Here is a 16,730-nt window from a genome sequence, read left to right as displayed (position 1 = left end):
ACGTTTTTCCACATGGTGAGGCCGCTTGCCATTTGTGAATGGCTTGATATATTGTGGCGGCATGTTCATCAAAGTCACCACCTCCGGCGGCCGCCGCTACATCCAGCTCGTCGAGTCTTATCGGGATGAGAGCGGACGGGTGAAGAAACGCACGGTGGCCACCCTGGGGCGCGCCGACCAAGCCGGCGGCCAGCTTGAGAGCGTGATCCGCGGCCTGCAACGACTTCGGGGCGACACGCCCCCAGACGCCGGGGCGGTGGCGACCGTGGCCGACGTGAGGTTTGAGTCCAGCCGCGCCCTGGGCGATGTGTGGGTGCTGACTGAGCTTTGGGACGAACTGGGGTTCGGTGAACTGCGGCGGGTTTTTGGTCGAACGCGCAGCCGCATCGACGTCGAGGCGCTGGTGCGCCTGATGGTGCTCAACCGCCTGTGCGATCCGACGTCCAAGCTCGGGGTGCTGCGCTGGCTGCAGACGGTGGCGCTGCCGCGCTTTGCGCCCAAGGCCGTGACCCACCAGCAGTTGCTGCGGGCGATGGACGCGCTGGTCGCGCACCAGGACCGCGTGCAAGCGGCGTTGGCCGGGTTGCTGCGCCCGCTGATCGACCAGGACCTGTCCGTGGTGTTCTACGACATGACCACCATCGGCGTGGAGGGCGAGACCGAGTTGGCCGGCGACCTGCGCCAGTTCGGCATGTCCAAGGACGGGGGGATTCGTCGCCAGTTCATGCTCGGGGTGGTGCAGACGGCCGAGGGACTGCCGCTGACGCATCGGGTCTGGGAAGGGAACACGGCCGAGGCACCCACGCTCAGCGCCGTGGTCCAGGAGGTTCTGGCGCTGTACCCGGTCAAGCGCGTGGTGCTGGTGGCCGATCGCGGGCTGCTCAGCCTGGACAATCTGGAGTGGCTGCGCGAGCAACGCGTGGGCGGCACCGAGCAGCCCCTGGAGTTCATCCTGGCCGTGCCGGGGCGGCGTTATGCGGAGTTCGCGGAGATTCTGGAGCCGATCCACGCGCAGCGCTGCGCAACGGCCAACCGCGAGGTCCTCGGCGAGACCCGCTGGCAGGACATGCGCCTGGTCTGGGCCCACGATCCACGCCGCGCCCAGGAACAAACCGCAGCGCGCCGCCAGCATATCGAAGAGCTCACGCAGGAGGCCCAGCGGCGCGCTGGCAAGCTCGATGCGCAAGAAGGCGGCACCGCCTTCAGAGGCCGGCGCTTGAGCGACTCCGGTGCCAAGGCCTGGTTGTTCCGCTCGGTCTCCGAGGCGCACCTGGGTTCGATCATCAAGGTCGATCTGCAATCGGACCTGTTCACCTACGCTATCGACGACAAGGCGCTGGCCCGTGCCGAGCTCAACGACGGCAAGCTGCTGTTGGTGACCAATGTGCCCGAGTTGTCGGCGCTCGAGGTGCTGCGGCGCTACAAGAGCCTGGCCGACATCGAGCGCGGCTTCAAGATCCTCAAATCCGAGATCGAGATCGCCCCGGTGTTCCACCGCCTGCCCGATCGCATCCGTGCCCATGCGCTGATCTGCTTCATCGCCCTGGTGCTGTACCGCGTCATGCGCATGCGCCTCAAGGATGCCGACTCCAAGCTGTCACCCGAACGTGCCCTGGAGCAACTGCGGCGCATCCAGTACCACCAGGTTCACCTCGGCGGCGAGCGCCGCGACGGCACGTCCTCGCTCAGCGACGCCGACCACGCCATCCTCCAAGGACTCAAGCTTCCGAAACCCGCCATCGACGACCAACTCGCACTCCTGTAGGGGCACGTTTCGACGCTCACCCTAACGATATCGCGGACTTACGAGCGTAACTGTCGAACTCCGGGGCGATGGTGTGCGCCGGAATGGGGGACTTGAAGTCCGTCCAGTAGGCCTCGCTGGTGTGGCGCACGCCCAGTTTGGCTCGCCACGGGCCGACGGTGTAGATGCCGCCCAGCGCCATTGTGGAGTGCGGCGAATACGGCATGGGCACCTTGGCCGAGGTGAACTGCGCGTTGAGCAGCCCCAGGTTGGCGTAGGCCGACCAGTTTTTGTCGATCTGGAAATTGTTCTGCCAGGCGATGCCCTCATTCACAGCCTTGCCCACGTTGGCCAGAATGGAGACTGACTGGGTGGCGCCGGGCGGCGTGTAACTGAAACTCTGGATGTAGTCGTCGAAGTTGACGCGGAATACATCCACGCCGCCGCTCCACATGCCGAAGTCGTAGATCACGCCAGCGTCGTAGGTCGTGGCCTTCTGCGGGGCGAGATCAGGGTTGTAGGTGCCGGTGTAGTACTGGTTGTATTGCGGCGGATTGCTGTTGCGGGTGTAGTTGGCGTAGACGTTGATGCCCTGCGCCAGCTTGTAGTTCACGCCGAGAGAGGGCATGGTGGTCGAGAAGCTGGAGCTGTACTGCCCCGCAGCGCCCTTGGATTTGGCGACTGCCGCATAGTCGATGAAGTCGCGCTCAGTCTTGAGATATTTCAGTCCGGCCTGCAGGGTCAGGCGGTCGGTGGGCTTGAAGGTAAAGTTGAAATAGGGCTCGTAGAGTTTGGTCGAGACCGGTTCTTCGTACACCGAACCCAGATACTGGCCCGTGGTGCTGCTGATGAACTGCTGGTCGTGCGTGGTGTCGTTCTTGTTGAACCAAATGCCAGCTTCCAGCCCCAGGTTGTCGGTAATGGGCGTGGTCAGCTTGAAAATATTGCCCCAGCGCCGGGTGTCGTTGATGCCATGCGACATGAACAGGCCGCCCACTGGCGCCTTGACCGAGCCATACACCCCATTGGGCTGCAGCAGGTTGTAGGTGCTGTTGGTGTAAGCGCCGCCGCTGTAGCCGTTGCCCCGGTAGTAATAAAGCTGGTTGGAGACGGTGACCTTGCCGAAGGTGGCTTCGTATTTGGCATAGGTCAGCCAGTTTTGATATTGGTTGTAGTTGTAGGTGGGCGAGAGACCGTTTTGTTTGCCATTGACGACCGGGTCGCCGCGGTAGACGTTGCAGGTGTCGCCATATTTGGCGTAGTCGGCCTTGGTGCAACCGCCGTAGTAATTGAACTTCTGGTTGTTCTGGGTGTAGAACAGGGTCAGCGCGCCGGTGCCGAGTTGGGTCACGCTCTTGAACAGGTATTGCTTCTGGTCGCTGGGCGTGTTGTCGAAATAGCCGTCGCTGTGGGTTTTGTTCGCGTAGAACCACAGCGAAGTCGGGGCGCCGCTATTGGCGCCGAGCAGCCCGGAGTTGACCAGGGTGCCGAAGTTGTATTTGCCGAAGGAGCCGTATCCGCCGAGCAGGGAAACGGAAGGTTTGGCGCTCGGGTTCAGCGAATAGGTCTCGACCGAGCCGCCAAATGCGGCCAGGCCCGGAATGGCGGCTGAAGCGGCTCCCGGAAAATAACGCGTCCCCGCGATCAGGCGCGTGGGGATGAACTCGTTGGTGTAGAAGGCGTAGCTGTCGTTGTCGTTCAGCGGTATGCCGTCGAGTGTCCAGTTGATGAGATTCTGTCCGAAGCCGTTGATGTACACCGTGTCGCCGTTCATGCTGTCGCCATCGCTGCTGACGACCACATTGGGCATGTTTTCCAGCCCGCGGGTGAACGAGTCGGTGGGGTCGAGCGACTGAAACTGGCCGGCAGTGATTTCGGTTTGGGCCTGTGTGGCCTCAGGGTTGAACTGCTGGATGGTGTTGAGCTGGCTTTCGGGGATGGAGGTTACCGTGCCCGATGGCGCTTTGAGGAAAAAGCTGTCCCCCGGCTTTGTGGCGCTGGTCTGTCCTTGCGCCTGCACTTCGCCCAGACTGGTTTGCGCGTGGGCTTGCGCTGCGGCGCCAAAAGCCAGCGCGAGGGCGACGGTGAGCTTGAGGTTTGATCGCTTGAGTGGGTTTTGTGATGGGCAATGCACAGCGGGTTTCATGGTGGTTGCAGAAGGGGGAAAAGAACTCGTTATTTTTGAGACACGATGTGAAGATCTGTTGAATTCATGTGTCAGAACGATGACGTTGTTTTTCTGCAGACGCGGGATTTCTTGCCATGAAAAAGGCCCCTTTCGGGGCCTGGTGAGATGGGTTTGAAAGCCTTTTTGGGGTGAATCGATTTCAGTCGTCGTCTTGACCGGCAATCAGGCTGGAGGCAGGTCGCCGCTGGGCTTTGGCCAGGGCTTGCACATGCGCAAGCATGGCGGCGTAGGCCGCTGGGCCTCGGCTGGCCAGCCATTCCTGCCGCATCTGCTCGGGGCCGGAAACCTTGAGCAGAGCGGTCGGGGTATAGCGGTGAGCGGGGGGCGGTGCGCTTTGGGCCACCTGGCCGACACCCGGCACCACGACTTCAGGCAGTGCGCGAAAAGGGGCGTCGACTGGGCAGACGCCAGGGTTGCGCTGCATCGGCACTAGAGACGGCAGCACGGGGTAGGGCGCGGCATCGGGCGTGCTGCGCCAGATGCCGGAAAGCACATGGGCGTTGGCGTCCCATTGCGACATCGGCGGAATGTCGGCCACGGTTTCGATGGTGCGCAGCAGATCGACCTGCGAGAGATGCTGCGTGACCCGCACGCCAGGCTTGACCCACGGCCCGGCGGCGACGGCGAAGGTGCGGTGGGCGTCGATGTGATCGGCGCCCGACTGCGCGTCGTCCTCGGTCAGCAGCACCAGGGTGTGCTTCCAACCCGGCAGTTTGGACAGGCTGTGGATGACCTGCGCGGTGGCTTCATCGTTGTTGGCCACATAGCTGTCCGGGCTGGGCAGGCAGGGGTGGCGGCCGGCGGTGTGGTCGTCGGGCAGCCAGATATAGAGCGCGCGCGGCAGGGGGTGATGGCGCAGCCAGTTGTCCACGACTTTGGCGCGGTCGGTGTCGAGGATGAGGCGATCCCAGGCCGGGTAGTCCATGGCCAGATGGGCGCGCAGTGCAGGCGAGATGTCGCCGATTTTGTTGCGCGAGGCAAACTCCCCAAAGTCTTCGAAACTCACCTTGTGCGCGAGCAGATCGTTGAACAGAAACAGCCGCGCCGGGTAGGTGATCCAGGGGTTGCTCCAATGCCCGAGCGCGGAGAGATTTTTGTAGATCGCATAAGGGTTGCGCGCATCGCTGGCGCCGGGTGCGAGCGACTGCGTCCAACCCGAATTGGCGATGTAGCCGCGGTCGGAGTAGTACAACGGCCAGGTGCGCTGAAGGAAGTCGGAGTCTGATCCGGCGGTCGTCCATTGATGGCCTTGCGAGGTCACTTCGCCATCGGCGTAGAAATTGACGAACAGCGCGCCCAGGTCGGCCATGCGGTAGAGGTTGGGCAGTTCGCGCGGGCCGTAGAGGTTGAGCGCGGGGTCGGCCCAATGACCCGCCGCAGCGTACTTGCCGAAGTCTTCATCAAAGGTCTTGTTCTCGCGCAGGATGAACACGACATGCTGGATGTGGCCGTGCAACCAGGCTGCGGCTTTGGCGTTGTCGGACGCCAGTTGCCGACGCTGCGCGGCGCTGAAGCCGTTGTTCGACAAGGCAGCTTGCGTCCAGGCCGGGGCGTGTATGGGCAGCTCGCGCAGGTCGATGCGTTGCAGCACGCCCTGCATGAAATTGCCCACCCATTGATGGTGGATATTCGGCCCGCCACCCATGCCCTTGGCGCTGGCAACGTACAGGGCGTTGCCCTGTACCGTCACCGCTGTGGGATACCAAGCCGTCGGAATGAGGGCGAGGCGTTTGCCACTGGCGAGGTCGTACACCGCGACATCGTTGTTGCCGGCGTTGGCCACGAACAACTTGCCTTGCGACACCGCCAGTGCGTCCGGGTAAGAGCCGGGCGGCGCGCCGGGGTAGGGGCTGTCGTCGATCACCCGCACGACTTTGAGGGTCTGTGTGTTCACCGCGACGAGGCGGTCGAGGTTGGCGTCGGCCACCCAGACGTTCGGTGAGTCGGGCTGCGCCGCCAGCGCGGTGGGATGGGCGCCGGCTGCGCCGCTGCGCGGGCCGAGCACCGGGCCTGTGGGCACTGCGCCCAGCACCTTCCAGGCTCCGCGGTCGATGATGGTGACGCCATTGCCGCCCCAGTTGCTCACCACCAGCCGTTTGCTGCCATCGGCCAGAGTGACGGCGAAGGGGTAGCTGCCCACGTTGAGATAGTGGGTCACCCCAGTCTGCAGGTCGATGCGCGCCAGACTGTTGGCCAGCATCCCGGTCACATAGGCGTGCCGCCCGTGCGGGCCGATGACCACGCTGTCGGGATAGAAGTGACGGGTCTGCTGCCAGTCGCCGGCATATTGATAGGGGTATTGATCCTGAGGGAAGGGCTGCCACTGCAAGCGATAACGGCGAAGCAGATGCAGCGGGCCGTTGCCAGACGAGCCGAGGGCCAGAAGGTCGTCGCTATTGCCGCCCGTGGCGTAGAGCGTGCCGTCAGGCCCCGCGGCCAGCCCCTGAAACAGGCTTTGGCCCTTGATGATTTGCTCGCCGTCATCGGCTTTGCCGCCATTCTGATCGCCCTGTGCCACCGTCGCTCCGGGTGCTGCATGCTTTTTGTCCTTGGCAAAAAGGGCACCCACCCGGCCCTCGGGCTGCAGGGTCTCGGCAGCGAAACGCAGCACGTTTTGTTGTTTGCTCGCCCCTCCCGTGAGCACGGCCACATGGCCGTCGCTGAGGGCGATCTGGGTGGGGAAGTTCGGGGTTTCAACGATTTGTCCTGCCGGGGTGAGCAGGCGGCCGCTGGGCAGGAGCGCGCTTGGCGCTTGAACCGCGAGGACGCTCTGGGACAGGCTAAGGGCGCCGAACACAAGGAGGGATGGGTAAGGGGGGTAAAGGCGAGTCATCGTGGAGACCTCTGGTCATTGAATTTGGCGTTGAACAAGTAGCTGTTGAACATAGGCAGGAACAGCGTCACGGGCATGTCAAGATCAAAAAAAGAGGTGACCATTTGTGTCAGACAAGAGGCATCGCCTGCGCGAAATTGCGGTGTTGGAAAAACGGTATAAACTGTTTATTCGATTTTCATTGAAGGAGGCCACCATGCCTGTTGCCAAATCCAACCCGTCCGCCAAAGTCACTAAATCCGCCGTCGTGCCCGCACGAGCGCCCGCTTCCGGGCCACGCAAAACCGCCAAGCCCGCCACGCCGCAAAAGACCGCAGCGAAGCGGGCGACCCCTCATGCGGTAGCCAAGACACCTGCCAAGGGGGCGACTAAACCCACCGTCAAGGCGCCCGCACGCAAGGCGGCAGTCGCCAAGGCAGAGAAATCAACGTCCGCGCCTGCCGCATTGAGCAAGCCGCCCAAGATCAAACTGGTGCGCGACAGTTTCACCATTCCTCGCGCTGAGTACGAGATGCTCGATGCGATCAAGGATCGTCTGGTCAAGCTGACGCGTCCTGCGAAAAAAAGCGAAGTGCTGCGCGCCGGCATTGCCGTGCTGGCCGCGCTCAACGATGCCGCCTTGCTGGCCGCGTTGGAGGCCGTGCCCGCCATCAAGACCGGCAGGCCGAAAAAGGCGAAGTAAGACCTTGCATCGGGGCTGAGTCCGCTCAGACTGCCTGCCAGAACGTCGCAGCGATCAGTGCGGCTACTAGCACCCAGCCGCTGGCTGCAGGCTGCCATTGCGCGGCGCCCCAGGCCAGCGCCACGGCCACGGCCACCGAGGCCACATTGCGGGCGTCGCCGAAGATGAGTTGCAAGACTTTTTTCATGCGCGGGCTCCTTGGGGGGTGAGTTGCGGTACGCGCAGCTTGAATGCAGACAGGCGGCCCGCGACGACATAAACGGCGAACAGCAAGAGCAGCGTGGCATCGCCCAGCGGCCACACTTTGGCTTCGTCGAGCAGGCCGCCAAGGCTCCAGAAGGTGCCGAAGGCGAGCAGGGCGCAGGCCACGGTGAACTTGAGGGTGTTCTCAGGCACTTTGGTCAGCGGTGCGCGCAGCACTAGGCCCACTGCGATGACGGCGAGCAAGGCGGCCACCGCGCTGCCCGCCGCCTGTCCGTAGCTGATGGAGCGGCCCAGCGCCACCACCAGCAGCCAGACTTCCAGCCCTTCGAGCAGCACGCCCTTGAAGGCCACGGCCCAGGCGACGCGGGCTTCGGCGTGGTCGATTTTGTGGCGGGTTTCGGCAAATTCCTTGGCTTCGTCGTGCAGCTTGGTGCGCCCGGCGTAGCGGCGGATGGCTTTGACGTACCAGCGCAGACCGAACAGCAGCAGAAACAGGCCGATGGCGGCGCGGATGAGGTCGATGTCGGCCTGCACCACATTCAGCGCCGTGCCGGTGACGGCGATGAGCGCGGCCACCACCGCCAATGCGGCGGCGGCTGCTCCGGCGGCGCGGGCCCAGCCGATGGTCAGTGCCACGGCGAGCACGATGGTGAAGGCTTCCACCCACTCGACGGCGGAGGCCAGGAAAATGGCGGTCATACCGCCCCATTGGGTTGCGTTCATCAGGTGAGTTCCTCTGTCGTTGTTTTGCGTGTGGGAGTCATGGTGGGGTAGAACAGGGTTTGCTCGGCGGCGATGCGTAAGGAGACGGTGCTGCCCGCAGCAGGCGCAAGGTCATCGGGCACAGGCAGGCGCAGGGTCACGCCGTGCAGGTCGATGCGCAATTCGGTGTGCTCGCCCACGGTGAGGCGACTGAGCACCCGGGCCTGCACCGGCCAGAGCAGAGCGTCCTGGTTGACGCGGACATGGGGGAGGTGCAGCGCCGTGGTGCGCAAATACAGGCAGAGCGGCCCATCGGCCAGCGCCTTGCATTGCGGCGGTGCACACACCTCACCCCAAGGCGCATGCAAGCGCCCAGCACGCAGCTGCGCCGGCCACGGTCCATGCGCCCCGGTGAAGCGGGCGACGAACTCGGTTGACGGCTGGCGCAACAGGGCGCGCGGGCTGCTGAGCTGCAGCAGGCGGCCTTGCGCCATCACGCCGACGCGGTCGGCCAGGGCCAGGGCTTCGCGGTGGTCGTGGGTGATGTAGAGCGCGCTGATGCCGTGCTCGCGCACCACGCTGCCGATGAGATCGCGCAGTTCTTCGCGCAGCCCGGCGTCGAGGTTGGACAGCGGCTCGTCGCACAACAGCAGCCGAGGCCGCACCGCGAGCGCGCGGGCCAGCGCCACGCGCTGCTGCTGCCCGCCGGAGAGCGCATGCGGATGGCGCTCGGCCAGATCGGCCAGGCCCACATCGGCCAGCATGGCGCGGGCTTGTTCGCGCGACTTGTCGCGGCCCAGGCGGTGCAGCGGCAGGGCGACGTTGTCGAGCGCGCTCAAGTGCGGCCACAGCGCATAGTCCTGGAACACCATGCCGAGCTGGCGCTGCTCTGGCGGCAGAAAGGGGCCGCCTGCGGCATCGATCACGGTGGCGCCCAGGCGCATGCTGCCGCCATCGAGCCGCTCCAGTCCGGCCACCAGGCGCAGCAGCGTGGTTTTGCCCGAGCCGGAGGGGCCGAGCAGACAAAGGATCTCGCCTTCCTGCAGTTGCAGGCTGAGGTCGTGCAGCGCGGTGGTGCCGCCGAAGCGCTTGCGCGCCGAATCGATGTGGAGCAGGGTCATGGTTCAGTGGGCGCCGAGTTGGCGCCAGGCCACGGGGGTGAAACGCTGATAGACCCAGCGCGCCAGCAAGGCAAAAGCCAGCAGCACGGCCATGCCCAGCACCTGCAGCCGCGCCTGCTGATGCAACTGGAAACCTCCGGCGTATTGCAGCAGCGCCACGGCCAGCGGCGGATGCCCGGCGGGGTAGAGCAACTCAGAGGCCGGCAGCTCGAAGGCAATCGACAGCACCGCCAGCAGCCAGCCATAGAACAGAGCGCCGGACAACAGCGGCAAATGAATATGGCGCAGGGTTTGCCAGCGCGACAGCCCATGCACCCGCGCCGCATCGGCCAGTGAACGGTGCAACTGCGCCACCGGCCCCATGAGCACGCGGCTGGTAACGGGCACGGCCAGCGCCACATAGGCCATGCCCAGCAGCAGACTGCCGCCATACAGCGGCGCGTAAGGCTGGTTGTAGGCCTGCAGATAGGCGGCGGCCAGCACGATGAGCGGCAACGCCATCATCGCCAGCAAGGCCACGTCGAGTAGGCGGCCCACGCGACCGGGGCGGGCAATCAGCCAGGCAATCGGCAGGGCGATGCCCACCGTCAGGCTGGCGGCCACCAGCGCCAGTTGCAGCGAATAGCCGATGGCGGCAAGCAGCGGCGGCAGTGACGCGGCAATCTGCATCCAGCCCGCCTTGGGCCAGGCCACGCCCAGTGCGGCGAAGCTGGGCAGCGCCAGGGCGAACAGGCCCAGCGCGATCAGCAAAACGCCGTGCAGCAACTGATGGCTGGCCCGCAGCCGCACCCGCGCGGCGGGGCGGTGCTTGGCGCCCAGGGTCTGGTGCTGGCTGGCGCGTTGCCCCACGCGGTGCTGCAGGATGAGCGCGGGAATCACCAGCCCGAGCAGCAGCCAGGACGTGGCCGCGGCCAGCGGAAAGTTCAGCGGCATGCCGTTGACCGCCTGATAGATGGCATACGTGCCCATGGTGAAGCCGCTACTCGCACCCAGCGTGGCCACCACCGCGAAGTTGCGCAGCGATTCGGCGTAGGCGATGGCAAACCCGGCTGCCAGTGCGGGCAGCAGGGCGTTGAGCCCGAGCCGCAGCCGCCACAGCCTGGACAGGCCATGCACGCGCGCTGCCTCCTGCTGTGCCGCGCTGGTGTGGCGCAGGCTGCCTTGCGCTACCAGAAACACATAGGGCACGACCTTGAGCGCCAGAGTGATGACGATGCCCACCGGCCCGAGCAGCCATTGCGCCGCATGCAGCGCCGCAGGCCATGCGGCCAGCGGGCCGATGGGCGCGGCCAGCAGCATCCAGCCCGAGGCGAGGAAGAAATCCGGAAAGATCAGCAGCAGCCACACCCCAGCTTCAATCCAGCCGCGTCCGTGCAGATCGGTGCGTTCGCGCAGCCAGGCCAGCCACAGACCGAACGGCAGCGACAGAGCGCCCACGGTAAGCGCCACCCACAGCGAGTTGAACAGGGCATGGAGTTCATAGCCCTGCACGGCGTGCCGCAGCGGAGCAAGCGTCGGTCGCAGGTCACCCTGCAGCAGATGTGGCACCCAGGCCGAGAGCAGAAAGCCCAGCAGCGGATAGGCCCAGAGTGCGATGAATACGGCGGTAGCCAGCAGCAGGCCGAGACGCAGCGCCCAGCGGCGCTGGCTTAGTTCCTTGCGCCCGGCCGCGGGCGAGACCTTGGCGCCGGGCAGCCAGTTCATGGCTTGAAGCAGGGCGATCATGGTGCGTGGCTGTTCAATCTCAGCGGGCGATGTGCGCGGTGAACCAGTCGATCACCTGCGGCTCTTTCGGCCCCCAGACCGCGGGGTCGATCACCAGCGGCTGCACCGTGCCCAGTTGCTTGAGGCTGGGCAGCGGGGCGACGCCCTCGACCAGGGGCAGGTAGTTGGAATCTGCATTGGCATCACCCTGCTGCATCGCGGCCTGTCCCGCTGGCGACAACACCCATTGCACAAAGCGCTGCGCCTGCTGCTTGAGCGGGCCGGAAACCTGTTTGCCGATGGCCAGATCGGACGGCAGCACCGTGGCCGGAGTCGGGGTGGCGATGCGCAGACCGGGCATTTCGTGCAGGAAGCCGATAGCCGCCGAACTCTGCACCACGGCGGCGTCGATCTGGCCGTATTGCAGCGCGCGCAGGGTCACGCTATTGGTGGGGAAGACCTTGAGGCCGTTGGCCTTGAGGCGCGCGAAAAACGCCTTTCCAGGCGCATCGCCCAGGTGTTGCAGCAGACCAGCGACCAGCGGATAAGTCGGCCCGGAGATGGCCGGGTTGTCCATGCCCACCTTGCCGCGCAGCGCGGGCTTGGCCAGATCGTTCCAGGTCTTGGGCCAGTCGGCCGGTGCGATGGCCTTGGGGTTGTAGAGGATGACGCCGGCATAGGTCACGCCTACCGGCTGCCAGCAATGGCTGGGCGGCTCGAGTTGCTGGCCCAGCGCGGTGTAGCGCACCCCGGGCGTCCAGCCGCACTGCAGCAGGCCCTGCGCGGCAAAGGTCTGCATGGCCTGGTTGCCGTCGAGCCAGAGCACGTCCCACTGCGGGTTGCGGCTCTCGGCCTGCACCCGCGCCAGCAGCGGACCGGTGCTCAGGTGAATGAGGTTGACCGGAATGCCGGTGGCCTGGGTGAAGGCCTGCGCCACATGCTGGTCATAGCCCATGGCGCCATAAACGGTCAGGGTGGCGGCGTGTGCCGTGCCAAGGGCGGCGGCGCAAAGCGCGGTGCTGCCCAGCAGGCGCGCCAGCTTGTTGACGAAAGAACGGAAGGAGACTGGCATCAGGAATCGCTCAGGTGAAACCGCACCCAGATGGTGAAGGCCATGTTCTTGCCTTGCAGTTCCTTGGGTGTTGCGGGGTAGGGGGCGTTGCGCACGGCTTCCAGCGCAGCATGGTCAAGCAGGTCGGCGCCGCTGGAGGTGACGACGTGCAGATGGCTGACGGCGCCGTCGCGGAAGTCGAAGCCCACCAGCGTCTTGCCGGTGAGCTGCATCATGCGGGCGGCCTGCGGATAGCGCACCGCGGCCTGGATGGCGCTGCGCAACTCGGCCTCGAAAGTGGCCTTGATCGAGGCCACATCCGGCGCTGGGGGAGCAGGGGGCTGCGGCGGTGCGGGCGGCGTGGGCGCGGCCACCGGCATGGCGGGCCGGGTGTCGGGCGCGGGTGCGGGCGGCGCCTGCACCTTGGGTGTGGGTTCAGGCGCGGGCTGTGGAGCAGGCTGCGGCGGCGGTGGCTGCACCGGCTTGGGTTGCACCTTGTGGACGATAGGTTTGGGCAGTGGCTTGACCACCGGCTTGGGCAAGGGTTTGGGCTCCGGCGGTTTCGGCGTGGGCGGGGTCACGGTCTTGGGGGCGGGCTTGGGCGCTTCGAGCACGATCTGCACGGGCGGCGGCGGGGGTGGTGGCGCAGGGTGGCTGCTCCACCACACGATGGCGGCGATCAGTGCCGCTTCGAGCAACAGCGCCGCCAGCGCAGCCAGGGGCCAGCGTTTGCCGTCCTGGTCTTCGCGCCACGGGGCGGGGGGGTGATGCAGCACGGCGCTCATTGCCCGCCGTCCCCGGCTTGCCGGGCTGCCAGCCCGATTTTTGTGACCCCGGCAACGCGGCAGGCGTCCATGACCGTCATGAGTTGCTGCAGAGAAACGTCTTCTTCCCCGGCGATGGTGACCTGCATCGCATCGGTGTCCGGCTTGCTCTTGAGCAGGGCGGTGAGTTGCTCCGGCGACAACACCTTGCTGTCATAGTGAATGGCGCCGGACTTGTCCACCGCCAGGGTGATCTGCGGCTTGGGCATGCTTTGCGCGGTGGAACTGGTGGGCAGGCGCGAGGCGATGCCAGCGTCTGGAATCATGTGCAGCGTGACCATGATGAAAAACACCAGCAGGAAAAACATGATGTCGATCATCGGAATGATCTCGATGCGCGCTTTTTTCGCTTCAAAATATTTCATGGCGGATCAAACAAAAATGCCGCGGAGATTGCGCCGCAGCCCAAGCGTGCGAACTCCAGCGCACGCGACCTGGAGAAGTTGTGCGAACGGCGTCAGGCCATCTTTTGCTGCAGAGTTGCGGCTGGCTGTGCCGCCGGGCGCACGGCCTGCCCGTTCTGCGCCACGACCACCGGGCGCACGCCGCCCTCGCGGTAATGCGGGTACATGCGGTTGGACAGCATGAGCTTGATGCGCTCGAGCTGATGCATCACCAGGCGCACGCGCTGGTTGAGCGCGTTGAAGGCCACCAACCCGAGCACGGCGATGAACAGCCCCGCAGCCGTGGCCAGCAGCGCTTCGCCCACGCCGCCGGTGACCGCTTGCGTGGCCGCCCCCGGGTTGGACAGCGCCGAGAAGGTGTTGAACATGCCGATGATGGTGCCCAGCAGACCGAGCAGCGGCGCCAGGGTGACGATGGTGTCGAGCATCCACAGCCCGCGGTCGATGCGCGGGGCCTGATCCATCACCGCTTCTTCCAGCCGGTCGGTGAAGTGATCGAGCGGGTCGGCCAGGTCGTGCTGCAGCGCCACGGCGACCACCTGTGCCGCGGGCGAATCGGCGTCATCCTCCACCTTGGCTTTGAGCTGCTTCACATCCACATGCGCGTGGCTCTTGAGCTCGCGGATCCAGCCTTTGGCCGAAGCCAGCATGCGCGAAATCGCCCAGAAGCGCTCCACGCTGACGGCCAGCGCGACAAACAACAGCAAGGCCATGATGTAAAGAATCCCGCCCGAGGTCTGGGCCAGGTGGGTGAGGGTGTCGAGAGACATGATCTAACTCCAGATGTTCAAGGAACCAGTGTGCAGTTTGACCGGCCCAGGTGAAGAGCCGATGACGGATTGCGAGCAACCGGATTAACGTCAAAAACTTGCACTTAGACTGGCGTAAAGCGTGCGCGGCGCACCCGGAAGCCCCAGAATCTGCCCTTGCGAATTGCCGCCTAGCAGGCCACCGCTGGTCACTTCCTCAAACGGGTTGTATTGTTTGTTCAGCACGTTAAGAATATTCACGCTGAAACGTACGTCGTGCACTGCTGCATGGCTGAAGGGTACTTCGCCATCGAGCCCGACATTCAGCAGACCATAGGCAGGGATGGTTTTCTGGCTTGGGGCCCCGAGATTATTGTCGAACATATGCTGTTTGCCGACATATTGATACCATATGCGAGGTGTTAACAATATTCCAGAGATGTAGTCTTCGTAGGCAAATCCGACATTGAAAGTCTTGTTGGGTACGTTTGAGACGGGAAGTCCTGCATAACTCACGCCGCCTGTTGTGTAGTTATTGAAATCGGCGCTCTCAAAATTCATGTTGGCAAACGCGTGCAGGTTGTACAGTATGTCGTCCGCTACCGCGATGTTGAAGCCCTTGTAAACCGAATCGCCATTGGCATCGCCGAGGAAATTACCGTTTGCGTCACTCAGCGTGATGTACTGGTTCGTATAGTGCAGGTGGTAATACGACACACTCAGCAAGAAGTTGCGCAGCATGCCATCGTTTTTCACATGCATCTTGAACCCGAGGTTGTAGTCCGTGCTCTTTTCCAGGTTGTAAACCGGGGGCGTGGACTGATAAATACCCCCGCCGCCGCCGACCTGTGGCTCTTTGTACGCCACTGCATAGTTTCCAAACAGCGCCAGCGTCGGTGTGATGCGCCAGTTGGCGGCGATCGACGGTTCGGTCTCATGATGTGCCACGTTCGCCGCAGGCAATTTGCCTTGGTCGTGCTGCGGATACAGTGCGTAGGCTTGGCTGAAATCGCTCTGCCCAGCAGGGTAGTAATTTGTTTGATAGTTGATGAACCGGATACCTGGAGTGATGTCGAAGTTCGCAATTGGACTGATCTTATCTTGCATGAACAGCGCTAGATCGGTCTGATCCCAATAATCGCTGCGATATTTTGCGTTTGGCACGCTCTGGCTGCCGTTATAAGGCGGATTTGTATTGTAGAATGCGTTTCTGGAATTGTAATGGCTTTTCAGGAAAAAACCACCTAGACTCACAAGATTATGAGGTAATGAAATATCTGCCCAGGCTTTGTCGCCATAAACCTGCGTGCTTGGGTTGTTGTATTCGTAAAGATTTGCAGGATTGCTCAGGCCATAATTATTGTAGTGATAATGCAGGCGTTCACCCATTCGATACCATACTAGATTGTGCAGTGACAAGGTGTCGTCCACCTGAATATTGGCCTTGCCATAAATGATGCGCGTCTTGTTGGTGTCGTCTTTGAACCAGACGTTGGCAGGGATTGAACTGTAATAGCCGGATGTGGATTGGCTGTACAAGGGTGTGTTCGGAGTGCCATCCAGTGTGACGCCACTGATCGGCTGCAAAGGGATCGGCACTGGGCGATATCCCTGACCTTCAGCCTGATAAAAGCCCAAGGAAAAATCGCCTTTTTCGAATGTCTTGCGTGTTTTCAGGAACCAGGCGTAGTTATGGCTATGGTTTTTGAAGCCGTCGCTGCTGGTGCGATAACTGTCGGAGGAACCTACTCCTCCGGCGAGAACTGTGGCCCAGCCGTCGTGCATGCCGCTTTGCAGACTCAACGACAGATTGCGTGCGCCGTAGCTGCCGACACTCAGACCGACCGTGCCGCCCGCCTTGGCTGTGGGCTGCAGCGGCACGAAAGCAATTTCGCCGCCGATGTTGTTGTACCAACGATCTTTGGCGCTGCCTGGGCCATAGGTGATGCCGATTCCCTGTAGGAGGCCAAGCTGCGGCACTTGCGGCGATTCCCACAATCCGGTCGATGGATTCGACATGGGGACGCCATCGAAGGTCACGGCAATGCTGCCGTTGTCGATTTGGCCGCCTGAAAACCCGCCCCAACCCTGTTTGATGCCATTGATACTGATGGAGGTTTTGGTCGATCCCGTCGCTCCATAGCCCGTTACGCCAACTCCGGGGGCCAGCGAGAGGGCTTGCGCGCTGCCGCCGACGGGGCCTGCTGCTTGTAACTCCCGCTTACTGAGTACTTTGATCGATTGGTCCGACTTGAACACATGGGTTTGTTCAAGCTTGGTTGCGTCGTGACTTTTCGCCGGCTGAGGTTTCTGACCTTCCTGCCCGCCCGCCTGCACCGTGCCCAGACTCTCGGGAGAGGTCTGCGCGTGGGCTGCGGCAAACGGCATGACGAGCAGGGCGGCCAGGACGGACTGGGTGAGTCGCGATGGCTTGAAGGTGGGTCGATGGCGAGACATGACTGATTGCTCCCTTGGGCGGTGGCGGGTGGGTTGACGAAAGCTGTCATTCCATTCCTGCGATATG

Annotated in this window: 13 protein-coding genes; 2 read left to right on the top strand and 11 right to left on the bottom strand. The window is 63.6% G+C overall.

The features are described 5' to 3' along the window. Positions 1-61 precede the first annotated feature (61 nt). Entirely contained in the window at positions 62-1,765 is a 1,704-nt protein-coding gene (locus BIO17B3_RS04050) for an IS1634 family transposase (RefSeq protein ID WP_156053114.1), read from the top strand. A gap of 16 nt (positions 1,766-1,781) precedes the next feature. Here the strand turns inward: BIO17B3_RS04050 and BIO17B3_RS04045 are convergent, their stop codons facing one another. After that, a complete protein-coding gene (locus BIO17B3_RS04045) occupies positions 1,782-3,890 on the bottom strand; it encodes a TonB-dependent receptor (protein ID WP_232054176.1) in 2,109 nt (702 codons plus the stop codon). A gap of 181 nt (positions 3,891-4,071) precedes the next feature. After that, positions 4,072-6,765, bottom strand: a complete 2,694-nt coding sequence (locus tag BIO17B3_RS04040; RefSeq protein ID WP_156053113.1) for a bifunctional YncE family protein/alkaline phosphatase family protein — start codon at positions 6,763-6,765, stop codon at positions 4,072-4,074. A 196-nt stretch (positions 6,766-6,961) separates the two neighbouring features. Between BIO17B3_RS04040 and BIO17B3_RS04035 the strand changes: the two genes are divergently transcribed. Continuing rightward, positions 6,962-7,447 (top strand): hypothetical protein, encoded by a 486-nt coding sequence (locus BIO17B3_RS04035; RefSeq protein WP_156053112.1) that lies wholly within the window; start codon positions 6,962-6,964, stop codon positions 7,445-7,447. 25 nt (positions 7,448-7,472) lie between these two features. Here the strand turns inward: BIO17B3_RS04035 and BIO17B3_RS04030 are convergent, their stop codons facing one another. The 9 genes from BIO17B3_RS04030 to BIO17B3_RS03990 form a co-directional block, all read right to left on the bottom strand. Next, positions 7,473-7,634: a hypothetical protein gene (locus BIO17B3_RS04030; RefSeq protein WP_172979059.1), complete on the bottom strand. Its 162-nt coding sequence runs from the start codon at positions 7,632-7,634 to the stop codon at positions 7,473-7,475. Then, entirely contained in the window at positions 7,631-8,374 is a 744-nt protein-coding gene (locus BIO17B3_RS04025; RefSeq protein WP_013105269.1) for a COG4280 domain-containing protein, read from the bottom strand. Before BIO17B3_RS04025 ends, BIO17B3_RS04030 begins: the two co-directional genes overlap by 4 nt. Next, positions 8,374-9,474 carry an ABC transporter ATP-binding protein gene (locus BIO17B3_RS04020; protein ID WP_156053111.1) on the bottom strand — a complete coding sequence of 367 codons (1,101 nt, stop codon included), beginning with the start codon at positions 9,472-9,474 and terminating at the stop codon, positions 8,374-8,376. Before BIO17B3_RS04020 ends, BIO17B3_RS04025 begins: the two co-directional genes overlap by 1 nt. Positions 9,475-9,477: 3 nt before the next feature. After that, entirely contained in the window at positions 9,478-11,199 is a 1,722-nt protein-coding gene (locus BIO17B3_RS04015) for an iron ABC transporter permease (protein ID WP_156053110.1), read from the bottom strand. A 19-nt stretch (positions 11,200-11,218) separates the two neighbouring features. Beyond that, on the bottom strand, positions 11,219-12,250 hold the full coding sequence (locus BIO17B3_RS04010; protein ID WP_156053109.1) for an ABC transporter substrate-binding protein: 1,032 nt from the start codon (positions 12,248-12,250) through the stop codon (positions 11,219-11,221). Continuing rightward, on the bottom strand, positions 12,250-13,014 hold the full coding sequence (locus BIO17B3_RS19420) for an energy transducer TonB (RefSeq protein WP_156053108.1): 765 nt from the start codon (positions 13,012-13,014) through the stop codon (positions 12,250-12,252). Before BIO17B3_RS19420 ends, BIO17B3_RS04010 begins: the two co-directional genes overlap by 1 nt. Next, entirely contained in the window at positions 13,011-13,418 is a 408-nt protein-coding gene (locus BIO17B3_RS04000; protein WP_156053107.1) for a biopolymer transporter ExbD, read from the bottom strand. The genes BIO17B3_RS19420 and BIO17B3_RS04000 overlap by 4 nt, the downstream gene beginning before the upstream one ends. 92 nt (positions 13,419-13,510) lie before the next feature. After that, positions 13,511-14,227 (bottom strand): MotA/TolQ/ExbB proton channel family protein, encoded by a 717-nt coding sequence (locus BIO17B3_RS03995; RefSeq protein WP_156053106.1) that lies wholly within the window; start codon positions 14,225-14,227, stop codon positions 13,511-13,513. A 90-nt stretch (positions 14,228-14,317) separates the two neighbouring features. Further along, on the bottom strand, positions 14,318-16,663 hold the full coding sequence (locus BIO17B3_RS03990; RefSeq protein ID WP_156053105.1) for a TonB-dependent receptor: 2,346 nt from the start codon (positions 16,661-16,663) through the stop codon (positions 14,318-14,320). Positions 16,664-16,730 lie beyond the last annotated feature (67 nt).

The organism is Thiomonas sp. OC7 (assembly GCF_900634595.1).
GTDB lineage: Bacteria > Pseudomonadota > Gammaproteobacteria > Burkholderiales > Burkholderiaceae_C > Thiomonas > Thiomonas arsenitoxydans.
Note: the sequence above shows the minus strand (reverse complement) of the source record. Positions and strands in the feature narration are given on the sequence as shown.

Excerpts from the sequence above, each read along its gene's own strand:
- BIO17B3_RS04045 (WP_232054176.1), bottom strand. The coding sequence starts at position 3,890 with ATGAAACCCGCTGTGCATTGCCCATCACAAAACCCACTCAAGCGATCA.
- BIO17B3_RS04010 (WP_156053109.1), bottom strand. The coding sequence starts at position 12,250 with ATGCCAGTCTCCTTCCGTTCTTTCGTCAACAAGCTGGCGCGCCTGCTG.
- BIO17B3_RS04030 (WP_172979059.1), bottom strand. The coding sequence starts at position 7,634 with ATGAAAAAAGTCTTGCAACTCATCTTCGGCGACGCCCGCAATGTGGCC.
- BIO17B3_RS04050 (WP_156053114.1), top strand. The coding sequence starts at position 62 with ATGTTCATCAAAGTCACCACCTCCGGCGGCCGCCGCTACATCCAGCTC.
- BIO17B3_RS04000 (WP_156053107.1), bottom strand. The coding sequence starts at position 13,418 with ATGAAATATTTTGAAGCGAAAAAAGCGCGCATCGAGATCATTCCGATG.
- BIO17B3_RS04025 (WP_013105269.1), bottom strand. The coding sequence starts at position 8,374 with ATGAACGCAACCCAATGGGGCGGTATGACCGCCATTTTCCTGGCCTCC.
- BIO17B3_RS03995 (WP_156053106.1), bottom strand. The coding sequence starts at position 14,227 with ATGTCTCTCGACACCCTCACCCACCTGGCCCAGACCTCGGGCGGGATT.
- BIO17B3_RS04015 (WP_156053110.1), bottom strand. The coding sequence starts at position 11,199 with ATGATCGCCCTGCTTCAAGCCATGAACTGGCTGCCCGGCGCCAAGGTC.
- BIO17B3_RS04040 (WP_156053113.1), bottom strand. The coding sequence starts at position 6,765 with ATGACTCGCCTTTACCCCCCTTACCCATCCCTCCTTGTGTTCGGCGCC.
- BIO17B3_RS04020 (WP_156053111.1), bottom strand. The coding sequence starts at position 9,474 with ATGACCCTGCTCCACATCGATTCGGCGCGCAAGCGCTTCGGCGGCACC.
- BIO17B3_RS03990 (WP_156053105.1), bottom strand. The coding sequence starts at position 16,663 with ATGTCTCGCCATCGACCCACCTTCAAGCCATCGCGACTCACCCAGTCC.
- BIO17B3_RS04035 (WP_156053112.1), top strand. The coding sequence starts at position 6,962 with ATGCCTGTTGCCAAATCCAACCCGTCCGCCAAAGTCACTAAATCCGCC.
- BIO17B3_RS19420 (WP_156053108.1), bottom strand. The coding sequence starts at position 13,014 with ATGAGCGCCGTGCTGCATCACCCCCCCGCCCCGTGGCGCGAAGACCAG.